Consider the following 21,270-nt stretch of genomic DNA (forward strand, 5'->3'; position numbering starts at 1 on the left):
TTACCCCGCCTTGCGCCGCAACGGGGTCACGTTGCTGGCGATCTTGGCGGCCTTTTTCGGCTTGGCCGTGGCCGGCTGCGCATGGGTGGCGAAGAAATCGCGCACCTTCGGGTAGACCGTCTCGCGCCAGCGGCGGCCGCTGAAGATGCCGTAGTGGCCAGCGCCCTCGACGATGAAATGCTCGCGGCTTGCCGCCGGAATGCCGGTGCACAGCGACTGCGCCGCTTCGGTCTGGCCGAGCCCGGCGATGTCGTCCAGCTCGCCTTCGATGCTCAACAGCGCGGTGCCGGTGATCGCACCGGGGTCCACGCGCTCGCCGTTGACGATCCACTCCCCGCGCGGCAGCAGGAACTCCTGGAACACCACCCGGATGGTATCGAGATAGTACTTGGCCGGCATGTCCAGCACGGCGTTGTACTCATCGTAGAACTGCCGATGCGCATCGGCGTCTTCCATGTCGCCCTTGACCAGGTCGGCATAGAAATCCCAATGCGAACTGAAATGCCGGCTGGGGTTCATCGACAGGAATCCGGCGTGCTGCAGGAAGCCCGGATACACGCGCCGGCCCGCGCCGGGGTAGGTACCCGGCACGCTGTGGATCACATTGTTTTCAAACCACGACAGCGGGTTCTGCGTGGCCAGGTTGTTCACCGCGGTCGGGCTGCAGCGTGCGTCGATCGGGCCGCCCATCATCACCAGCGTGCGCGGGGTAGGTTCGCCACGGCTGGCCATCAGCGATACCGCGGCCAGCACCGGCACGGTCGGCTGGCAGACGCTGACCACATGCAGTTTTTCGGCACCCAGGTGGCGGATGAATTCCTGCACGTAGGCGATGTAATCCTCCAGCCCGAACTCGCCCTCGCTGCCGGGCACCATGCGCGCATCCACCCAGTCGGTGACATACACGCGATGGTCGCGCAGCAGCGTGCGCACGGTATCGCGCAGCAGCGTGGCGTGGTGGCCCGAGAGTGGCGCCACCACCAGCACGAACGGCTGGTTGAGCATGGTGTGCAACTGGTCGGCTTCGTTGCTGTGGCGCTTGAAGCGCAGCAACTTGCAGAACGGCTTGCTGACTTCTTCGTGCACCACGATCGGCACGCGCTCGCCATCGACCTCGATTTCGTTGATGCCCCACTCGGGCTTCTCGTAATCCTTGCCGATGCGATGGAACAGCTCGTTCACCGCCGCCAGGCGATCGGCGCCGGGCATCTGCGACCACCAGTGGCCCTGGTTGGCGAAGAATTTGGCGTTGGCCTGGGCCTGGTGCACCCACGGGGCGAGCATGTTGCGGGTCAACTCATGCAGTTGGTAGAGCATGACGTCCGAATATGTATGGTCTTATGTTGCCGCGCAGCATAACGCACCGCCGGGGTCGGCGCCTTAATACGGGGGGGGGTCTCATTTGTTGTCGAGACTCAGCGCTCGGCGCGCTCAAGGGCGGCGGCGTGTCCGGCCCGTGCCGGCCCCAGCCAGCAGTGCGATCCGAGCCCGCTGAAACCGGCGGCCTTGAGCTGGCTGCGGTACCAGCGTGCCGGGCGGGACTGGAAACCCTCGTGGTCGCCATCGAACTCGTCCTCGGCGGTGAACGCCTCCAGGAAGGCGATTCCGCCGGTGAGTTCGGCAAACCCGTGCAGGGCCGGGCGCAGTTCGCGGCTGGGGACGTAGTGCATGACATCCGAGCAGACCAGCAGGTCGACCGGGGCACACGGCCGCAGCCAGGCGAAATCACCCACCTTGCCCGGGCGCAGGTTGCGGCTGCGGCCATAGCGCTGTACTGCATAGTCGCTGCTGTCAAAGCCCAGGTACTGCACGCGCGGGCGCAGCTTGAGCAGCGGTGCGCGCCAGGCGCCTTCACCGCAGCCGATGTCGAGCACGCTGCGGATCGGCCGCTCGAGGTAGTACTCGGCGCTGGCCACGGCCAGGGCGACCTTGCGTGCCAGGCGCGCGGCGCCACCGGCCTGGTCGGCCTGGTACCAGCGCTTGAAATAGTCGGCGTCGTAGGTCTTGTCCACGGGCATTGGGCACAGTCATGAAAACGGCGCCTATCGTACGGCCTGGCGCCCCCCGTGCGTGGCTGCGGTGTGGCGAAATGTCGCGCCAGACCCTCATGGGGTAGCTCTACCGGGGCGTGCGAGAATGACGGTCGACCTACGCCAGCCGCCGGAGCGAGCACATGCAGAGCTATTACTGGGTAAAGACCTTCCATCTGCTGTTCGTGGTGGCCTGGATGGCGGCGGTGTTCTACCTGCCGCGGATACTGGTCAACCTGAGCGAAACCGCCGGCCAGCTGCCGGTGACCGAGCGGCTGCAGCTGATGGGCCTGCGCCTGTACAAGTTCGGTCACATGATGTTCGGCTTCGCATTGATCCTGGGCCTGGTGCTGTGGCTGGGCTACAAGGTCATCCCCGATTTCCCCACCATGGTCGCCCCGGGCGCGGCCGCCTGGCTGCACGCCAAGCTGGGGTTGGTGGTGCTGCTGCTGGTGTACTACTCGTGGACCGGGCGGCTGTTGAAGGGCAACGTGCGCGGCAAGCCGCTGCCGACCTCGCGCGCGCTGCGCTGGTTCAACGAGCTGCCGCTGGTGCTGTTCATCGGCGTGGTGTGGCTGGTACTGGCCAAACCGTTCTGAGCGCAGGCCGGCCTGCGGCCGATATGCGTCACCACCAACGGTGGTGACCTACCCAAGGGCGTGACCTACGCGTTCCGCAAGCCGCGCCGCTTGGCGGCCGGCAGGTCCTTGGCAAAATAAAGGAGGAGGCCGGCGCTGCAGGCGTCGGCCGGGGGACATTTGCACAAGGGCCTGCCGGCCGCCAAGCGGGCCGGACGCGCGCGTCATAGATGGACGAAGACCCCCCGCTCGCCGCTGTTGCCCTGCGGGTGAAACCATCCCCGCACAGGGGAGAAGAGCCCAAAAAAAACCGGATGCGTTGGCATCCGGTTTTTCCATGCCCGCAGCCGGACGCTTACACCGTCTCGTAAGTGCCGTAACTGCGCAGGCGCTCGTAGCGCTTGGCCAGCAGCTCGTCCACCGACAGCTTCTGCAGTTCGTCCAGCTCGTTGAGCAGGACCGCCTTCAGGCGCTTGGCCATCTGGGTCGGGTTGCGGTGGGCGCCGCCGGTCGGCTCGCGCACCATCTTGTCGATCAGCCCCAGGCTCTTCAGCCGCGGGGCGGTCATGCCCAGCTGTTCGGCCGCTTCCTTGGCCTTGCCGGCATCCTTCCACAGGATCGAAGCGCAGCCTTCCGGGGTGATGGTCGAATACACGCTGTATTCCAGCATCACGGTGCGGTCGCCCACGCCCAGCGCCAACGCGCCGCCGGAGCCACCTTCACCGATCACCGTACAGATCACCGGCACCTTGAGTTCGGCCATTTCCATCAGGTTGCGCGCGATCGCCTCGGACTGGCCGCGCGATTCGGCATCGATGCCCGGCCAGGCGCCGGCGGTGTCGATCAGGGTCAGCACCGGCAGGCCGAAGCGTTCGGCCATCTTCATCAGGCGCAGCGCCTTGCGGTAGCCCTCCGGCTTGGGCATGCCGAAGTTGCGCTTGATCTTTTCCTTGGTATCGCGCCCCTTCTGGTGGCCGATCAGCATCACCGAACGGCCGCCGATACGGGCCAGGCCGCCCATGATGGCCTTGTCGTCGGCAAAGGCACGGTCACCGGCCAGTTCCTGGAACTCATCGCAGAAAATGCGGATGTAGTCGGCGGTATACGGGCGCGAAGGATGCCGAGCCAGCTGCAGCACCTGCCAGGAGTTGAGGTTGCGGAAGATCTGCGCGGTGCGCACCCGCAGCTTGTCCCGCAGGGCATGCACCTCGGCCTCGACATTGACCGCAGGGCCGGCGCTGGCGCTGCGCAGGTCCTGGATCTTCGCCTCTAGATCAGCGATGGGTTGCTCGAAGTCGAGGTAGTTCGGATTCATCGGAAACCGTCGTGAAGTAAAGAGGGAAAGTGTAGCCGAATGCGCCGGAATGCCCCGTACGCCGTCGTCTGGAAACCGACGGTAGCGTAGTGGGGCAGAACGTACCAGCCAGGCGGCCGGCGGGATCAGGGGACGATCAGCGCGGCCCGGGCCATCAGCTGGCGGCGGGTGGTGACAAAGTCGCTGCAGGCGGCGTTGGCCGCCACCGGAAGGTGGGCGCCCAGCGAAGCGGTGGCTGCAGTGAAGGCCATCTGTGCCTGCGCGGCCTCCTGCTGCAGCTGCAGCTGGGCATCGGCGGTGGTGGCGTGCAGGTAGCGGCGGTACAGCTCGCGCAGCGGGCCGGCATGCGCCTCGAATGCTGGATCCAGCGCCGGCAGGCTGGCTGGCGCGGTAGCCACGGTGAAGGTCGGGGCCACGTAGCCGCCGGCTTGCCCGCGGAGATGCGCACCGAGCCGGTCGCCGCTGGCTTCAAGGTAATCGATGAAGTCGACCGCGGTGAAGATCTTGGTAGTGACCCGGTCGCCGCCCGCCTCGATCGGGGCCACGGTCTGTTGGTCCGGGAACGGCTCGCGCACGCCCAGCGACCAGTCCCGGTCGATGAACAGGTCGTGGGTTATCCGGTAGGGGCCTTCAACGGTCACCTCGCCCAGCGCGATGCGCTGCGGGGGTGCGGTGGTCGTTCCGACGTTGTCCGGTTCGTCGGCGTGGTCCTGGCGGGCGATCACATACTCGCCCAGGGTCGGATTGATCAACCCGCCGTTGCCGCGGGCATAGACGATGAAATGCACCTTGCCCAGCTGTTCGGTCTGCAGGTGGTGCTCACCGGGTTTCAGCCGCACCGGGCGTGAGGCGTGCGCGGCGATCGGCAGTTCGTTGCCGTCGATGCGCAGGGTCAACGGCGCGTCGCCCGGATTGTCGATCTCAAAGGTCTGGGCGGGGCTGGAGCAGCCGGCAATGGCAACGGCTGCAAACAGCAGCACAGCAAAACGCTTGATCAAAACTAGGTACCTGTAGAACGGGTGGAGCGGATCAGTTGGCCCACGGTGGGCTGTAACGCACCTTGACGGTACGCACGGCGGGGTCGGCGCGCAGGGCGTCGACCAGTTGGCTGTCCACGCGCACGGCAATGTCGCCGCCCACGTCGAGCATGCCGGCCACCGGCCCCTCGGCAGAGGCCAGCAGCAGGTCCATGCGCAACGGCGTGCGGCCGGGGCGGTGGCGGTCGAGCAGCGCGTTCACGCGTGCCCAGACCGGGCCGTCCTGGCGCAGGTCCACGCGCAGCGACAGGCGCGTGGCGTAGTTGGCGCAGACATCCTGGTAATCCCAGCACTGGCGGATGCGCAGGGCATAGCCGCCGTTGAATTCGTCTTCGCGCAGGCCGCCCTTGACGATCAGGATGCGGTCCTTGGTCATCAGATGGCCGAACTCGGCCAGGCCATCGGTGAACGCGCTGCACTCCACCCGGCCCTTGCTGTCTTCGAGCTGCATGAAGACCTGGCTTTCGCCCTTGCGGCGTACGCCGACCACCTGACCGGCCAGGATCACCGGGGTTTCCTGGCGCCAGGCGCGCTTCTCGCCATCCTTGCTGGGCCGTGCCGGCGGAATCAGTTTCTCCAGCATGCCCAGGTCGGTGCCGACCAGTTCCTTGACGTCGTCGGCATAGGGGTCGAACGGATGGCCGCTGAGGTAGAAGCCGAGCGTGTCGCGCTCACCGTCCAGCAACTGGCCGAGCGCCCATTCCTTGGCTTCGGGCAGGTCCAGCTGCAGCGCGGTGGACTGCGGGCTGGGCGCGCCGAACAGCGAATTCTGGCCGGAGGCCTTCTCGCGCGCCATCTGGTCGGTGGCCTTGAGCACTTCGGGCAACTGCAGCATCAGCGAGGCGCGGTTCTTGCCCAGGCCATCCATCGCGCCGCAGTTGATCATCGCTTCGAGGGTGCGGCGGTTGAGCTTGCCGGACTCCGAGCGCATGCAGAAATCCAGCAGCGATTCGTAACGACCGCCCCGCAGGCGCTCGTCCACGACCGCTTCGCACGCGCCCTGGCCGACGCCCTTGATCGCGCCCAGGCCGTACTGGATGGTGTCGGCGGTGGCCGCTTCGAACATGTACGCCGAGTCGTTGACCCGCGGCGGCAGCACGGTCAGGCCGAGGTTGCGCACTTCGGCCAGGAAACCGACCACCTTGTCGGTGTTGTCCATGTCCGAGGACAGCGTGGCGGCCATGAACTCAGCCGGGTAGTGATGCTTGAGCCAGGCAGTCTGGTAACTGACCAGCGCATAGGCAGCGGCGTGCGACTTGTTGAAGCCGTAGCCGGCAAACTTCTCCATCAGGTCGAAGATTTCATCGGCCTTGGGGCCGTCCACGCCCCCCTTGGCCGCACCTTCGCGGAAGATCTCGCGGTGCTTGGCCATTTCGGCCGGCACCTTCTTGCCCATCGCGCGACGCAGCAGGTCGGCGCCACCGAGCGAGTAACCGCCGACGATCTGCGCCATCTGCATGACCTGCTCCTGGTACACCATGATGCCGTAGGTGTCTTTCAGGATCGCTTCGGTGCGCGGATCGGGATAGATGATTTCCTGCTGGCCATGCTTACGCGCATTGAAGTCCGGGATCAGGTCCATCGGGCCGGGGCGGTACAGCGACACCAGCGCGATCAGGTCTTCGAAGCGGTCGGGCTTGGCGTCCTTGAGCAACCGGCGCATGCCCGAGGATTCAAACTGGAACACCGCCCCGGTGTTGCCCGAGGCGAAGATGTTCTTGTAGGTCGGGGTGTCGTCGAGCGGGATCGCGGTGATGTCCACCGGCGGGACGCCGGCGCGCGCGTGGCGCTTGTTGATCGCCTTGACCGCCCAATCGATGATCGTCAGCGTACGCAGGCCGAGGAAGTCGAACTTCACCAGGCCGATTTCTTCGACGTCGTTCTTGTCGAACTGGGTGACCGGGTTGCGGCCGCGGCCGCCTTCGTCATGCTCGGCGAACAGCGGGCAGAATTCGGCCAGCGGCTCGGGTGCGATCACCACGCCACCGGCATGCTTGCCGGCGTTGCGGGTGAGGTCTTCGAGCTGGCGCGCCAGGTCGATCAGGTCGCGGACATCGTCTTCGTTCTGGTAGCGCTGGATCAGCTCGGGCGAGGCCATCTCCGAGTCCTTGCCTTCACCCATCGCATCCTTGAGCGAGATGCCCAGGATGTTGGGGATCAGCTTGGACACGCCGTCGACCAGGCCATACGGGAAGCCGAGCACGCGCCCGGAGTCGCGCACGACGGCCTTGGCGGCCATGGTGCCGTAGGTGATGATCTGGCTGACGCGCTCACGGCCGTACTTGCGTGCGACGTAGTCGATCACTTCGTCGCGGCGGTCCATGCAGAAGTCGATGTCGAAGTCGGGCATCGACACGCGTTCGGGATTGAGGAACCGCTCGAACAGCAGGTTGTACGGGATCGGGTCGAGGTCGGTGATCTGCAGCGCCCAGGCCACCAGCGAACCGGCGCCGGAACCGCGCCCGGGGCCGATCGGGATGCCCTGGTTTTTGCCCCACTGGATGAAGTCGGCCACGATGAGGAAGTAGCCGGGGAAGCCCATCTTGATGATGGTGGCCAGTTCGAACTCGAGCCGTTCGACGTAGTCGGCGCGGGTCTTGCCGTCGGCCAGCGGGTTTTTTTCCAGGCGCGTTTCCAGGCCCTTGCGCGCTTCGCTGCAGATCCAGCTGTCCAGCGTTTCGTTTTCGGGCACCGGGTAGTTGGGCAGGAAGTAGGTGCCCAGGCGCATTTCGATGTTGCAGCGTTCGGCCAGCGCGAGGGTATTGTCGATCGCGTCGGGAATGTCGGCGAACAGCGCGCACATTTCCTCGGGCGACTTGAGGTACTGCTGGTCGCTGTAGTCGCGCGGGCGCTTGGGGTCGTCGAGCACGCGGCCGGAGGAGATGCACACGCGCGCTTCGTGGGCGCTGAAATCTTCCGGCTGCAGGAAGCGCACATCGTTGCTGGCGATCACCGGCAGGCCGCGTTGGCCGGCCGCGTGCAGGGCAAACTGGTTGAAGGCTTCTTCGCCGTCGCGGCCGGTACGGGTCAGTTCCAGGTGCAGGCCGTCGCCGAACACGCGCTGCCAGTCGGCGAGCTGTTGCTCGGCCAGGTCGTGGCGGCCGTCGTTGGCCAGGCGGCCGGCGAGGCTGTCGCGGCCGGCCAGGGCAAACAGGTTGTGGCAGCCGGCCTTGAGCCAGTCCGGGTGCACGGCGACGCCGCCTTCGGGACGGTGGCCTTCCATCCAGGCGCGGGTGAGCAGGCGGGAGAGGCTGAGGTAGCCCTCGCGGTCGCGGCACAGCAGGGTCATGCGCCAGGGGGTCATGCCCTCTTCGGCGATCATGATGTCGGCGCCGGCGATGGGCTTGATGCCCACCGTTTCGGCGGCTTTGTAGAACTTGACCAGGGCGAACAGGTTGTTCAGGTCGGTGACCGCCAGGGCGGGCAGCTTGAGTTCCACCGCGCGGCTGAGCAGGTTGGCCTGCTTGGCTTTCTTCGGGTCAGCCTGCTCCGGCTTCGCCGGGACACGGATGGTCGAATCCGCCAGCGAAAACTCGGTGTGGACGTGGAGATGTACGAAACGGGAAGTGGTCATGCCGGGCCAATGTAATGCCCGGTCAGGGTAGCGGCGCGGGCCTGACCGAACAAGGCTTGACAGGGGTGTTACAGGGGGCGGGAAGAGTTTCGGGGTTCAGGTTGGTTTTTCTTTTTTGGAGCCAACGTCAACGTCAACGGCTGCAAGCCCTGTGTGCGGGTGCTGAAGGGCTGGGGCGGTGGAGGCAGGGTCGTGGGGCACGCTGCAAGTACGTCCGTGTAAGCTCCGTCGCCGCATCCATGCGGCTCAGGGCCCCACGACCCTGCCTCCACCACCCCCGACAATGTGGCGGTGCGCATGGGCGAGCAGGGGCCAAGGCGAAGCCGAAGCCGAGGCCAAGGCGCGAGCCGGAGTGGAAGCAGAGCAGGGCAGTTGGGTGGGTCAATTGGGGGAAGGAGAGCAGTGCCGAGCAACGCTCGGCACCTCCAAATCCAACACCAACAACAACACCCAACACCAACTATCAGATATCAACGTGCACTGCCGGCCCAAGTGAGGTCACCAGCTAGGCGCAAACTGCGGTTATCCGCTGTTGACTGCCCATGCGCACAGATGCGCTATCGGGGGGCGGTACGGTTGGGTTGGCGGGACCGTTGAGCGCCATGGATGGCGCGAACGAGCTTACAGGGACGTACTTGCAGCGTGTCCCGCCAACCCAACCGTACCGCCCCCGCAGGGAGCAGCCGACCGCCGGGCCGTTGCAGTTGCTCCGGCTTCGGCACTGGCCTTGGCCCTGGCTTCTGCCATGCGCAGCATAAAAAAACCTAAACCACCTCATAACAAGCGCGAACCGGCGCAAAGCTGCGCCGATGCTGCGGACAGGGACCGTGCGCCCGCAACGCCGCCAGGTGCGCCGGCGTCCCATAACCCTTGTGCTGATCGAACCCGTATTCGGGATGCTCCGCATGCAGCGCCAGCATGAAACGATCGCGAGTCACCTTGGCCAGAATCGACGCCGCCATGATCGCCCGGTCCAGCCCATCCCCACCCACCAGCGCCTGCGCCGGGCAGGGCAGCCCCTTTGGCACCACGTTGCCGTCGATCCGCGCGAACTGCGCCACGTGCGCCACCCCTTCCACCGCGCGCCGCATGCCCAGCAGCGTGGCCTGGTAGATGTTGAGCGAATCGATCTCGCCCACCTCCACCATCACCACATGGAAGGCCAGCGCACGGTCCAGGATCCTGTCGAACAACTGATCGCGGCGCAGCGCCGTCAACTGCTTGGAATCGTCCAGCCCGTTCAGGCGCGGACGCTCCGGGCAGAACACCACCGCCGCCACCGCTACCGGCCCGGCCAGTGGACCGCGCCCGGCCTCGTCCACCCCGGCCACGTAGCGCGGCGCCACCGTGGCCAGTGCCGCCCCGTCGAACAGCGCCAGCGAAGCCGCTGCCGCATGTCGCCGGCTCATGCCGTCGCCTTGCGTGCCAGCAGCTCGGCCACCGCGTCGGCGGCGCGCGCCGAAGCATCCTGGCGCAGCTGCAGATGCAACTGCCGGTAGGTCTCCTGCAGGTCGATCGCCCGTTGCGGATGATCGAACCACTGCAGGATCGCCGCGGCCAGTTTGTCCGGCACGCAATCGTGCTGGATCAACTCCGGCGCCAGGTCCTTGCCGGCCAGGATATTGGGCAGGGCGAAGCGGTTGACCTTGATCAGCCCCAGCGCCTTGACGATCCGATAGGTCAGTTCCGCCACGCGGTAGCCGACCACCATGGGGCGCTTGACCAGCATGGTTTCCAGTGTCGCCGTGCCCGATGCCAGCACCACCACGTCGGCGGCGATCATCGCGTTGCGCGCGTCCCCATCGAGCAGGTGCGAATAGGCCACCGGCAACGCCGAGCGCGACAACTGCTCGCTGATCAACTGGCGGCAGGCCGGGTTGGCCGCTGGCACCACCACGTGTAGGCCGGGGATGCGCTCGGATACCTGCCAGGCGGCTTCAAAGAACGCCTCGCCCAGCTTGCCGATCTCACCCAGGCGGCTGCCGGGCAGCACTGCCAGCACCTTGGCGTTGGCGGGCAGGCCCAAGGCCATGCGCGCTTCGTCGCGGTCGCTGTGCAGCGGAATATCGTCGGCCATCGGATGCCCGACAAAACGCGCATCGATACCGTGTTTTGCATAGATCGGCGGTTCCATCGGGAACAGGCACAGCACCAGGTCGGCGCTGGCCCCGATCTTCTCCGCGCGCTTCTCCCGCCACGCCCAGACCGACGGGCTGACGTAGTGCACGGTGGTGATGCCGCGTTGCTTCAGCCAGCGCTCCACGCCCAGGTTGAAGTCCGGTGCGTCGATGCCGATGAACACATCCGGCTGCCACGCCAGTGCACGCGCGCGGAACTGCCCGCGCAGCGTAAGCAGGCGCGGCAGGTGGCGCAGGATTTCGGTCAGGCCCATCACCGCCAGTTCGCTGGCATCGAACCAGGTCTGGCAGCCGGCGTTGCGCATCGCATCGCCGCCGATGCCGGCAAACTCGGCATTCGGGAAGCGCGCCTTGAGTTCGCGTATCAGGCCGGCGCCCAGCAGGTCGCCGGACGCCTCACCGGCCACCAGTGCGATCCGCAGCGGGCGGTCGGAGGCATGCGCCAGCGCGGTTGGGGTCACGCTGCCGGCCACCGTGGCCAGGGTGATGATCTCCGCGGTGCTGCCGGCAGCGCCGTGCGGGCCGGTACCGGTCATCGCAGCAGCGGCCTCTCGGCGTGCTCGATGAAGTCCAGCAGGTCCTTCACGTCGGCGCTGTGCTCGGCCTGTTCGGCCAGCTGCAGCTTGGCTTCGGCCAGCGGCAGCCCGGCCACGTACAGCGTGCGGTAGGCGCGCTTGATGCTGGCAATGCGCTCGGCATCGAAGCCGCGGCGCTTGAGGCCTTCGCTGTTGATCCCGCGCGGGCGGCCCAGCGAGTCGCTGCCGACCATGGTGAACGGCGGGACGTCGCCGTTGGTCAGTGCGCCCATGCCGAGGAAGGCATGCGCGCCGATCCGGCAGAACTGGTGCGCGCCAGCGAAGCCGCTGATGATCACGTAGTCGCCCACGGTCACATGGCCGGCCAGCGTGGTGTTGTTGGAAAACACGCAGTGGTCGCCGACGTGGCAGTCGTGTGCGACGTGGGTGTAGGCCAGCATCCAGTTGTCGTTGCCGACCGTGGTGATGCCGCCGCCGCCCTCGGTGCCACGGTTGATGGTGACGAACTCGCGGATGACGTTGTCGTCGCCGATCCGCAGTTCGGTGCGCTCGCCCTTGTACTTCTTGTCCTGCGGCTCGCCACCGATCGCGGCGTGGCCGACGAAGTGGTTGTTGCGGCCGATCCGGGTCGGGCCGTGGATCGAGCAGTGCGGGCCGACCACCGTGCCGGCGCCGATGTCGACATCGGCACCGATCAGGGTGAAGGCGCCGACCTGGACGTCGTTGGCCAGGCGCGCGGACGGGTCGACCACTGCGGTGGGGTGGATCCGTGGTGCGTTGTCAGTCATTCCTGCCTCCGTGGTGGCTCAGCCCTTGGCGCCGGCGCACATGACTTCCGCGCTGGCCACGATTTCGCCGTTGACCCTGGCTTCGCCGTAGTACCAGCCCATGTTGCGGATCAGGCGCTTCATCTGCACGTCCAGCATCAGTACGTCGCCGGGGATGACCTGCTTGTTGAAGCGGGCGTTCTCGACCTTGACCATGTAGAACAGCTTGGACTGGGCATCGCGGCCGAGCGTGAGCTGGGTCATCACGCCACCGGCCTGGGCCAGCGCTTCGATGATCAGCACGCCGGGCATGATCGGACGGCCGGGGAAATGGCCCTGGAAGTACGGTTCGTTGTAGCTGACGTTCTTCTGGCACAGGATGCGCTTGGCCTCGACGTCGAGTTCGACGACCTTGTCCACCAGCAGGAACGGGTAGCGGTGGGGGATCAACTCCTGGATCTGGGTGATGTCGATCGGGAGCTGCAGGGTGTCGTTCATTCTTTCTCCTTGCCAGCGGCCAGGACGCGGCGTGCCAATGCGTCCAGCTGCTTGAAGCGCGCGGCGTTCTTGCGCCACGTGCGGTTGTCGGTCAGGGGGGTGCCGGAGGAATACTCACCCGGCTCATGGATGGAATTGCGCACCACCGATTTACCGGTGATGACGACCTTGTCGCAGATCTCGAGATGGCCGACCACGCCGACGTGCCCGCCCAGCAGGCAGTAGCGGCCGATCTTGGCGCTGCCGGCGATGCCGGTGCAGCCGGCGATGGCCGAGTGGGCGCCGATCTGGACGTTGTGGGCGATCTGCACGAGGTTGTCCAGGCGGACGTCCTCGTCGAGGATGGTGTCTTCCAGCGCGCCGCGGTCAACGCAGGTGTTGGCGCCGATTTCGCAGTCGTCGCCGATGCGCACGCCGCCCAGCTGGGGCACCTTGATCCACTTGCCGGCATCCATGGCCAGGCCGAAGCCGTCCGCGCCGAGCACGGCGCCGGGGTGGATGCGCACGCGCTTGCCCAGCGTGACCCGGGTGACCAGGGTGACCCGGGCGATCAGCTCGCAGCCGGCGCCCAGGTGGCAGTTCTCGCCGATGATGCTGCCGGTGCCGATGATGCAGTTCTCACCGACGCTGCTGCCGGCGCCGATGCTGACGAACGGGCCGATGTGGGCGCTGGCGGCGACCTGGGCGCTGGGATCGATCACGGCACTGGGGTGGATGCCCGGCGGCCGCGTGGGCGCGATGTCGAACAGCGCGCCGATCTTGGCGAAGGTGGTGTAGGGGGCCTTGGCGATCAGCGCCGCGCCGGGGGCGGCCTCGGCATCCTCGGCGCGCAGTACGACGATGCCGGCCTGGCTGTCGGCCAGCAGGCCGCGGTAGCGCGGGTTGGCCAGGAAGGTGAGCTGGCCGGGGCCGGCATGGGCAAGCGTGGCCACGCCATGGATGGCGGTGCTGCCGTCACCATGGACCTGCAGGCCGAACTGCTCGGCGAGTTGCTGGGCGGTATAGGTAGGAGTATTCACGGCGCGAGTTTACCGTGTGGCGCCGGTTCGGTCATGCAGGGGAGGGGTCGGGCTGTCCGCCTCTGCCCAGACAGTGGGTCGCATGCGCGGCCAGGGAGGTGCAGACGCGGCCAGGGAGGTGCCGACCGTTGGTCGGCACGGAAGGTGGAGGGTGGGCTGGGCAAGAGCGTACCGACCAACGGTCGGTACCTACCACGGCGCACAAACGAAAACGCCGGGCAAAGCCCGGCGTCTCGTAGTGCGTCTGGTGGAGAGCCCCCCTTCTGTTAAGGGGGGCGCGCCAACGGCGCGGGGGATAGGAAGCCGTGCGGGGCCCAAGGTTTGCCAGGCAAACCTTGGGTTACCTTCGGTGGTCAGAACTGACCACCGAAGGTAAATTGCAGGCGCTCGACTTCGTCGCCGTCTTCTTTCTTCAGCGGGAACGCATAGCTGATCGAGATCGGGCCGACCGGGGCGCGCCACAGCAGGGCCACACCGGTGGAGACGCGGAGTTCGTTGGCCTTGAAGTTCTTGGTGCCGTTGTAGACGTTGCCGAAATCGACGAAGGCCGAGATGCGGGCCGACGGGCTGTCGAACAGGCGCGGGAAGTAGGCTTCGATCGAGCCGACGGTCTTCAGCGAACCACCCAGCGGCTGGCCGTTGTAGTAGCTGGCGTTCTGCTCCGAACGCGGGCCCAGGGTGTTGTCTTCAAAGCCGCGCACCGAGTTGGTGCCGCCGGCGTAGAAGTTCTCGTAGAACGGCAGGCCCGTCGCGGTGACGGTCTTGACGTAGTCAGCCGAGGCGGAGTTGCAGTTCACCGTCTGGGTCGGATTCGGATTGGCCGCGGTCGGTGCGGTGTAGCAGAGGTCGCGGGTGATGTCCTTGCCGTAGCTGTCGCCGTAGCCGATTTCCGCGCGGGTATTGATGACCAGCGACGGCAGGATCGGCCAGTACTTGGAGAACTGATAGTTCAGCTTGTAGTACTCGATGGTTGAGCCCGGCAGGGTGGTTTCCAGGCCGACACGCTGGTAGGTACCGCGGGTGGGCATGAAGTAATCGTTACGGGTGTCGCGGGCCCAGCCCAGCTCGGTGCGCCAGGAGTGGAAGGTCTTGCTGCCGATGGCATCGATGTAATCGATGATCGACTGCGGGGTTGAGCCCTGGTAGGTATTGATCTGGTTGCTGTCGATGCCCACCATCAGCGAAACGGTGTCGTTTTCGGTGATCGGCACGCCCAGCACCACCTGCGCGGAGCGGTTGGTGCTGTTGTACTGCGCGGTATTGAAGTCGGAGTAATCCAGCTCGCGCCAGGACAGGTTGTAGCCCAGCGACACGCCGCCGTCGGTGAAATACGGGTTGGTGTAGCTGAAGCCGTAACGCTGCAGGTAGCTGCTGCGCGAGGCTTCGACCGACACGCGGTTGCCGCCGCCGAGGAAGTTGTTCTGCGACAGCTGCACCGAGGTGGTCATGCCGTAGGACTGCGAATAGCCCAGGCCGAACACGAAGCTGCCCGAGGTGGTTTCCTTGACGTTGTAGACCACGTCGACCTGGTCGTTGCTGCCGGTGACCGCCGGGGTCTCCACCTCGACCGATTCAAAATAGCCCAGGCGCTGCAGGCGGATCTTGGAACGGTCGATCGCGGCCTGGGAGTACCAGCTGTTTTCGAACTGGCGCATTTCACGACGCAGCACTTCGTCGGAGGTCCGGGTATTGCCGCGGAAGGTGATGCGACGCACCTGCACGCGCGGGCCCGGGACAACCTGCATGTTGATCGCCACGGTGCGGTCGGCACGGTTGCTGGTCGGGATCGGGTTGACCTTGGCGAAGGCGTAGCCGATGTTGGACAGCGAGTTGGTGATCGCATCCGAGCTGAATTCCAGCAGCGCGCGCGAGAACGTGTCGCCGGACTTCTGGATCACCATGCGCTCGACATCTTCCTGCGGGAGGATGGTGTCGCCGGTGACCTTGATGTCGGAGATCTTGTACTGCTCGCCTTCGGTCACCCCGGCCGTGACGAACATGTCGCGCTTGTCGGGGCTGATCGAGACCTGGGTGGAATCGATGCTGAAGTCCACGTAGCCACGGTCCAGGTACCAGGCGTTCAGCTTTTCCAGGTCGCCGGACAGCTTTTCCTTGGAGTACTGGTCATCGCGGCGATACCACGAGGCCCAGTTGTGCTCCTTGGATTCCCAGGTCTCCAGGATGTCTTCGGAGGCGAACTTGTCGGTGCCGACCAGGTTGACGTGCTGGATCTTGGCGGCCTTGCCTTCCTTGATCGCGATGGTGATGTCCACGCGGTTGCGGTCCAGCGGGCTCACCGTCGGGGTGATCTCGACGTTGTATTTGCCACGGTCGTTGTACTGGCGGCGAAGTTCCTGGGTGACCCGGTCCAGGCTCAGGCGGTCGAAGGTGCCGCCTTCGGTCAGGCCGATGTCGCTCAGGCCCTTGAGCAGCTGGTCGCTCTTGATGTCCTTGTTGCCGGTGACGGTCAACTTGTTGATCGCCGGACGCTCCTTGACCGTGACCACCAGGATGTTGCCCTGGCGGTCCAGCTGCACGTCTTCAAAGAAGCCGGTCTTGTACAGCGCACGGATGCTCTCGCCGACCTTGTTGTCGGTCAGGGTTTCGCCGCGTTCCACCGGCAGGTAGGTGAATACGGTGCCGGAGGTGATGCGCTGCAGACCATCGACACGGATGTCGCTGACGGTGAAGGGCTCGGCAGCCTGGGCCAGGGCGGGCGCGCCGAAACCGGCGGCGAGTGCAAGGGCCAGCAGGCGGCGATTGGGGAGTCGCGTCATGTCACGTCCGGTTGGAGTCGAATGCAATGTTGCAGGATGCCGGCGCATAAGACGACGACAAAAGGGAAAAAGTTCATCGCGTGGCCAGGCCGAGGATGTCGTTGTAGAACGCCAAACCCATCAGCCCGGCCAACAGCGCCAGACCAACGAACTGGCCGGCAGCCATGGCACGCTCGCTCAGCGGGCTGCCCTTGACCAACTCGATAAGGTAATACAGCAGGTGCCCGCCGTCCAAGATGGGGATGGGCAACAGGTTGATGATGCACAGGCTCAGCGACAGCAGGGCCAGGAAATACAGGAACCAATCCAGCCCACGCTGGGCCGAGACATTGGCCACCCGGGCAATGGTGACCGGTCCGGAGATGTTCTGCAGCGAGGCGTTGCCGGTCACGATGCGGCGCATCATGCCCAGTGAATCGCCTGCCATCTGCCCGGTTTCGCGCAGCGCCGCCGGCAGTGCCGCCAGCGGGCCGTACTTGAGCTGGGCATCATAGGCCGGGGCGTTGGTCTCGGAGAAGCCGATGCCGACCTGCCAGATGGGCTGGCCCTGGCCATCCTTGCCCTGCCGTGGGGTGATTTCCAGGGCCAGGCGCTCGCCGCCGCGCAGCACTTCGATCATGCCCACCCCGCCGCGCCTGCCCAGCACCTGGACCTGCGTGTACACCTGATCGGCGCCGTCGATACGCTGGCCGTCCACGGCCACGATCAGGTCGCCGGGCATCAGAACGCCTTGGGCTGCGGTGTCGGGAGCGACCTTTTCGACCAGCGCCGGCTGCACCCAGAACTGCCAGGTCAGCCCGGCCAGGATCGGCACGCGGCGTTCATCGAAGCCGCTGGGCAACTGCGACAGCGGCAGTACGCGGGTCTGCGGGCGGTCCTGGGCATCGAGCACGTCCAGCCGCGCGTCGTGGCGGTCCATTGCCGCGGTGGTCAGGGCCATGCTGGCCTGGCCGGCAGTGGCGACGTTGCGGGAATCCACGCTGACCACGCGGTCGCCGGCCTGCAGCCCGGCGGCCTGCGCCATGCCGGTGGTGCGGCCGATGGTCGAGGAATAATCCTGCTTGCCCAGCACGAACATGGCCCACAACAGGGCGATGCACAGCAGCAGGTTGGCGGCCGGCCCAGCGGCGACGATCGCGATGCGCTGCCAGACGGTCTTGTTGTTGAAGGCCAGGGTGCGCTCGGCCGGGCGCACCTCGACCTCGCGTTCATCGAGCATCTTCACGTAGCCGCCGAGCGGGATCGCGGCAATGGCGAACTCGGTGCCGTCGCGGTTGCGGCGCATCCACAGCGGGCGGCCGAAGCCGACCGAGAAGCGCAGCACCTTCACCCCACAGCGGCGGGCTACCCAGTAATGGCCGAATTCATGGAACGTCACCAGCACGCCAAGGCTGACGATCATCCACCAGACAGAGCCGATGAATTCACCCATGGTGGAGGTCGCTGGAGAAAGGCGGGACAGGCATTCAGGCGTCGTCGATGGCGGCTTGGGTGAGCTGGCGGGCGCGCTGGTCGGCAGCCAGCAGGACCTCCAGTGTATCGGCGGAGTCCGCAGACAGTGTTGACAGAGCGTTAGCAACCAGCGCTGGAATGGCTAGGAAAGCGACCCGCCCCTGAAGAAATGCTGAAACAGCGATTTCATTGGCCGCATTGAGGATCGCCGGGGCGGTGCCGCCGGCGGCCATGGCCTGCCAGGCCAGGCCCAGGCAGGGGAAGGCATCGTTGTCGGGGGCCTCGAAATCCAGCCGGCCCTGGCTCAGCAGGTCCAGCCCGGCCACCCCCGACTCGATCCGTTGCGGCCAGCCCAGGCCGACGGCCAGGGTGGTGCGCATGTCCGGCAGGCCCATCTGCGCCAGGGTGGAGCCGTCGACGAATTCGACCAGGGAATGCACCAGGCTCTGCGGGTGCACCAGTACCTCGATGTGCGCGCCGGGCACGCCGAACAGGTGGTGGGCCTCGATGACTTCCAGGCCTTTGTTCATCAACGTCGCCGAATCGACCGAGATCTTCGGCCCCATCGACCATTTCGGGTGGGCCACGGCCTGGGCCGGGGTGACCTGCGCCAGCTGCGCACGGCTGCGGCCACGGAACGGGCCGCCGGAGGCGGTCAGCAGGATCCGGCGCACGCCGGCGCCGTCCAGGCTGGCATCGCGCGAGCGCAGGCACTGGAAGATGGCGCTGTGTTCGCTGTCGATGGGGATGATCTCGGCGCCGCCGTTGGCCGCCTCGCGCATCAGCAGTTCGCCGGCCAGCACCAGCGATTCCTTGTTGGCCAGCAGGATGCGCTTGCCGGCCGTGGCAGCGGCCAGTGTCGAGGACAGCCCGGCAGCGCCGACGATTGCCGCCACCAGGGTCTGGCAATGCTCGCTGGCGGCCAGCTGGTCCAGCGCGGCCGCGCCGGCATGGGCCTGGGTGGACAGGCCGGCGTCGCGCAGGCCGTCGCGCAGGTCGCCAAACAGCGCCTCCTCGGCGATGACCGCATGCGCCGGCCGGTGCACGGCGCACAGCGCGACCAGCGCCTGCACCTGGCGCCCGGCAGCCAGCACGCTGACCTGGTAGCGATCGGGGTGGCGCGCGATCACATCCAGCGCGGAGGCACCGATCGAGCCGGTGGCGCCGAAGACGGCGACCCGGCAAGGGGCGGAAGCACTATCCATGTTCAGAATCCGAAAATTTCCTTGCCCAGCGCGAACACGGGCAGGGCGGCGAGGACGCCGTCGATGCGATCCAGCACGCCGCCGTGGCCGGGGATGATGTGGCCCGAATCCTTGGCGCCGGCATGGCGCTTGATCAGGCTCTCGTACAGGTCACCCAGCACCGAGGCGAACACGGTGACCACGGCGGTGACGACCAGGCCAATGACGTGGGCGTTGTCGATGCCGGCGATGTAGCCAAAGCCCAGCGCAACCGCCAGGCCCGCCAGCATGCCGCCGGCCAGGCCTTCCCAGGTCTTGTTGGGGCTGATGCGCGGCGCCAGCTTGGTGCGGCCAAAGGTACGGCCGGCGAAATAGGCGCCCGAATCGGCGGCCCACACCACGGCCAACGCGGTCAGCAGCCACAGGTGGCCGTTGTCGCCGCTGGCATGGATGAGCACCAGCGAGGCCCAAGCCGGGACGATCGCCAGGCTGCCAGCCAGCAGCTTCAGGGTACGCGCCGGGCGGCTCGGGCTGGCCCCGAAGGTGAAGAAGCGCAGCCACAGCAGGGCCAGCAGCCACCAGCCGATGCCGACCAGCGCGGCGATCTGGTACAGCACCAGGGTACCGGCGTCGGCCCACACGATCAGCACCATCAGCACCAGGTTCAACACCAGCAGCACGGTGCGGGCGAGGGTGTCCTCGACGTCGGCCAGTTTCAGCCATTCCCACAGGCCGATCAGGAACACGGCGGCGGCGGCGGCGGCCAGCCACTGCGTCTCCAGCAGCAGGATGGCCGCGATGGCGACCGGCGCCATGATCAGCGCGGCGATGACTCGGGTTTTGGTCATGGGGTGGACGTCTCGGTGGCCAGGGCGGCGATCTGGGCGCTGGTCAGGCCGAAGCGGCGTTCACGGGCGGCGTAGGCGTCGAGCGCCTGCTGCAGGACGGTGGCGTCGAACTCGGGCCACAGTACGTCGGTGAACCACAGTTCGGTATAGGCCAGCTGCCACAGCAGGAAATTGCTGATGCGGGTGTCGCCACCGGTGCGGATGAACAGGTCCGGCGGTGGCAGGTCGGCCAGGGCGACGCGGCTGGACAGCATGGCTTCGTCGATCTGCTCGGGAAGCAGGCGGCCGGCGGCCACTTCGGCGGCCAGTTCGCGCGCGGCGCGGGCGATGTCCTGGCGGCCGCCGTAGCTGGCGGCGATGTTCAGGGTCATGGCGCGGTTGTCGGCGGTGCGCTGCTCGGCCAGCTGCATGCGGCTGACCAGCCCGGCGCCGAAACGCTCGCGTTCGCCGATGAAACGCACGCGCACGCCACGCCGGTGCAGCTCGTCCACTTCACGGTCGAGTGCATTGAGGAACAGCTTCATCAGCGCATCGACTTCGTCGCTCGGCCGGCCCCAGTTTTCGCTGGAGAAGGCGAACAGCGTCAGCGCGGCGATGCCGCGTTCGAGGCAGAAATCGATGGTGCGGTTGACCGCACGCGCACCTGCGCGGTGGCCGATCAGGCGCGGGCGGCGTCGTTTCTGCGCCCAACGCCCGTTGCCATCCATGATGATGGCAACGTGGCGCGGCACCGGTGCAGGCATGCGGGAGGATGGGGCCTGGGTCATGGGGCTCAGACCGACATCAGTTCCTTTTCTTTCTCGGCCACGACACTGTCCACGTCCTTGATCGACTTGTCGGTCAGCTTCTGGATGTCGTCTTCGCCGCGCTTCTTGTCGTCTTCGCTGATCGCCTTGTCCTTGATCAGGGTGGCGATGGCCTTGTTGGCATCCTGGCGGATGTTGCGGACGGCGATCTTGGCGCCTTCGCCTTCCTTCTGCACCTGCTTGCCCAGTTCCTTGCGGCGCTCTTCGGTCGGCGGCGGCAGGTTCAGGCGGATCACGGTGCCGGCGACGTTCGGGGTCAGGCCAAGGTCGGAGGCGTAGATCGCCTTCTCGACGTCCTTGATCATGCCCTTGTCAAACAGCGTGATGACCAGCGAGTGGCCCTCGGAAACGCTGATCGAGGCGACCTGGTTCAGGGGGGTGTCGCTGCCGTAGGCCTTGACGGTGATCCGGTCCAGCAGCGCCGGCGAGGCCCGGCCGGTGCGGATGGAGGTCAGGGTGTGCTTCAGAGCGTCGATGCTCTTGGCCATGCGCGTCTGCGCGTCCTGCTTGATTTCGTTGAGCATCGCCCGAATCCTGGATGTAACTGGTAATCGGACGATTATAGGCGAAATCGGGTGAATCGACCCCGGCGCGCGTGACGAGCCGCGGTCGTCCATGGAATGCACCGGCGTGGGTGGGCGGGGGCGTGAGGACATGGAGCGTGACGACCAACGGTCGTCACCTACCGGGCAGGACAACCGTGGGTCGTCA

17 protein-coding genes are annotated in these 21,270 nt (G+C 66.4%); 1 reads left to right on the top strand and 16 read right to left on the bottom strand.

From position 1 onward, the window contains the following. Together AC3IR9_RS06480 and AC3IR9_RS06485 are read right to left on the bottom strand one after the other, a co-directional pair. On the bottom strand, nucleotides 1–1,317 hold the full coding sequence (locus AC3IR9_RS06480; RefSeq protein WP_489294853.1) for a polyhydroxyalkanoate depolymerase: 1,317 nt from the start codon (nucleotides 1,315–1,317) through the stop codon (nucleotides 1–3). Between the two features lie 98 nt (nucleotides 1,318–1,415). Further along, nucleotides 1,416–2,012 carry a class I SAM-dependent DNA methyltransferase gene (locus AC3IR9_RS06485; RefSeq protein ID WP_489295738.1) on the bottom strand — a complete coding sequence of 199 codons (597 nt, stop codon included), beginning with the start codon at nucleotides 2,010–2,012 and terminating at the stop codon, nucleotides 1,416–1,418. A 161-nt stretch (nucleotides 2,013–2,173) separates the two neighbouring features. On the opposite strand from AC3IR9_RS06485, the gene AC3IR9_RS06490 reads away from it, so the two are divergent. Further along, nucleotides 2,174–2,629 carry a CopD family protein gene (locus AC3IR9_RS06490; RefSeq protein WP_489294854.1) on the top strand — a complete coding sequence of 152 codons (456 nt, stop codon included), beginning with the start codon at nucleotides 2,174–2,176 and terminating at the stop codon, nucleotides 2,627–2,629. Nucleotides 2,630–2,963: 334 nt separating this feature from the next. On the opposite strand, the gene AC3IR9_RS06495 is transcribed toward AC3IR9_RS06490, so the two are convergent. From AC3IR9_RS06495 to frr, 14 genes are all read right to left on the bottom strand, one after another. Next, nucleotides 2,964–3,923 (bottom strand): acetyl-CoA carboxylase carboxyltransferase subunit alpha, encoded by a 960-nt coding sequence (locus tag AC3IR9_RS06495; protein ID WP_489294856.1) that lies wholly within the window; start codon nucleotides 3,921–3,923, stop codon nucleotides 2,964–2,966. Nucleotides 3,924–4,048: 125 nt separating this feature from the next. Then, nucleotides 4,049–4,903, bottom strand: a complete 855-nt coding sequence (locus AC3IR9_RS06500; protein WP_489294857.1) for a hypothetical protein — start codon at nucleotides 4,901–4,903, stop codon at nucleotides 4,049–4,051. Between the two features lie 49 nt (nucleotides 4,904–4,952). Continuing rightward, a complete protein-coding gene (gene dnaE / locus AC3IR9_RS06505; RefSeq protein ID WP_489294858.1) occupies nucleotides 4,953–8,534 on the bottom strand; it encodes a DNA polymerase III subunit alpha in 3,582 nt (1,193 codons plus the stop codon). Between the two features lie 764 nt (nucleotides 8,535–9,298). Further along, entirely contained in the window at nucleotides 9,299–9,943 is a 645-nt protein-coding gene (rnhB, locus tag AC3IR9_RS06510) for a ribonuclease HII (RefSeq protein ID WP_489294859.1), read from the bottom strand. Next, nucleotides 9,940–11,208: a lipid-A-disaccharide synthase gene (gene lpxB, locus AC3IR9_RS06515; protein ID WP_489294860.1), complete on the bottom strand. Its 1,269-nt coding sequence runs from the start codon at nucleotides 11,206–11,208 to the stop codon at nucleotides 9,940–9,942. The genes rnhB and lpxB overlap by 4 nt, the downstream gene beginning before the upstream one ends. Next, entirely contained in the window at nucleotides 11,205–11,996 is a 792-nt protein-coding gene (lpxA, locus tag AC3IR9_RS06520) for an acyl-ACP--UDP-N-acetylglucosamine O-acyltransferase (RefSeq protein WP_489294862.1), read from the bottom strand. Before lpxA ends, lpxB begins: the two co-directional genes overlap by 4 nt. 18 nt (nucleotides 11,997–12,014) lie before the next feature. Further along, entirely contained in the window at nucleotides 12,015–12,473 is a 459-nt protein-coding gene (fabZ, locus tag AC3IR9_RS06525) for a 3-hydroxyacyl-ACP dehydratase FabZ (protein ID WP_489294863.1), read from the bottom strand. Beyond that, nucleotides 12,470–13,492: a UDP-3-O-(3-hydroxymyristoyl)glucosamine N-acyltransferase gene (gene lpxD / locus AC3IR9_RS06530; RefSeq protein ID WP_489294864.1), complete on the bottom strand. Its 1,023-nt coding sequence runs from the start codon at nucleotides 13,490–13,492 to the stop codon at nucleotides 12,470–12,472. Before lpxD ends, fabZ begins: the two co-directional genes overlap by 4 nt. Nucleotides 13,493–13,845: 353 nt before the next feature. Beyond that, nucleotides 13,846–16,269: an outer membrane protein assembly factor BamA gene (gene bamA / locus AC3IR9_RS06535; RefSeq protein ID WP_489294866.1), complete on the bottom strand. Its 2,424-nt coding sequence runs from the start codon at nucleotides 16,267–16,269 to the stop codon at nucleotides 13,846–13,848. Between the two features lie 73 nt (nucleotides 16,270–16,342). Then, nucleotides 16,343–17,701 carry an RIP metalloprotease RseP gene (gene rseP, locus AC3IR9_RS06540; RefSeq protein WP_489294867.1) on the bottom strand — a complete coding sequence of 453 codons (1,359 nt, stop codon included), beginning with the start codon at nucleotides 17,699–17,701 and terminating at the stop codon, nucleotides 16,343–16,345. 34 nt (nucleotides 17,702–17,735) lie between these two features. Continuing rightward, complete coding sequence (dxr, locus tag AC3IR9_RS06545) at nucleotides 17,736–18,926, bottom strand: 1-deoxy-D-xylulose-5-phosphate reductoisomerase (protein WP_489294868.1); 1,191 nt, start codon at nucleotides 18,924–18,926, stop codon at nucleotides 17,736–17,738. 2 nt (nucleotides 18,927–18,928) lie between these two features. Next, a complete protein-coding gene (locus tag AC3IR9_RS06550; RefSeq protein ID WP_489294870.1) occupies nucleotides 18,929–19,753 on the bottom strand; it encodes a phosphatidate cytidylyltransferase in 825 nt (274 codons plus the stop codon). Further along, on the bottom strand, nucleotides 19,750–20,520 hold the full coding sequence (gene uppS, locus AC3IR9_RS06555) for a polyprenyl diphosphate synthase (protein WP_489294871.1): 771 nt from the start codon (nucleotides 20,518–20,520) through the stop codon (nucleotides 19,750–19,752). Before uppS ends, AC3IR9_RS06550 begins: the two co-directional genes overlap by 4 nt. A 5-nt stretch (nucleotides 20,521–20,525) precedes the next feature. Then, on the bottom strand, nucleotides 20,526–21,083 hold the full coding sequence (frr, locus tag AC3IR9_RS06560) for a ribosome recycling factor (protein ID WP_489294872.1): 558 nt from the start codon (nucleotides 21,081–21,083) through the stop codon (nucleotides 20,526–20,528). Nucleotides 21,084–21,270 lie beyond the last annotated feature (187 nt).

It is taken from the genome of Stenotrophomonas sp. GL_101, from assembly GCF_057835675.1.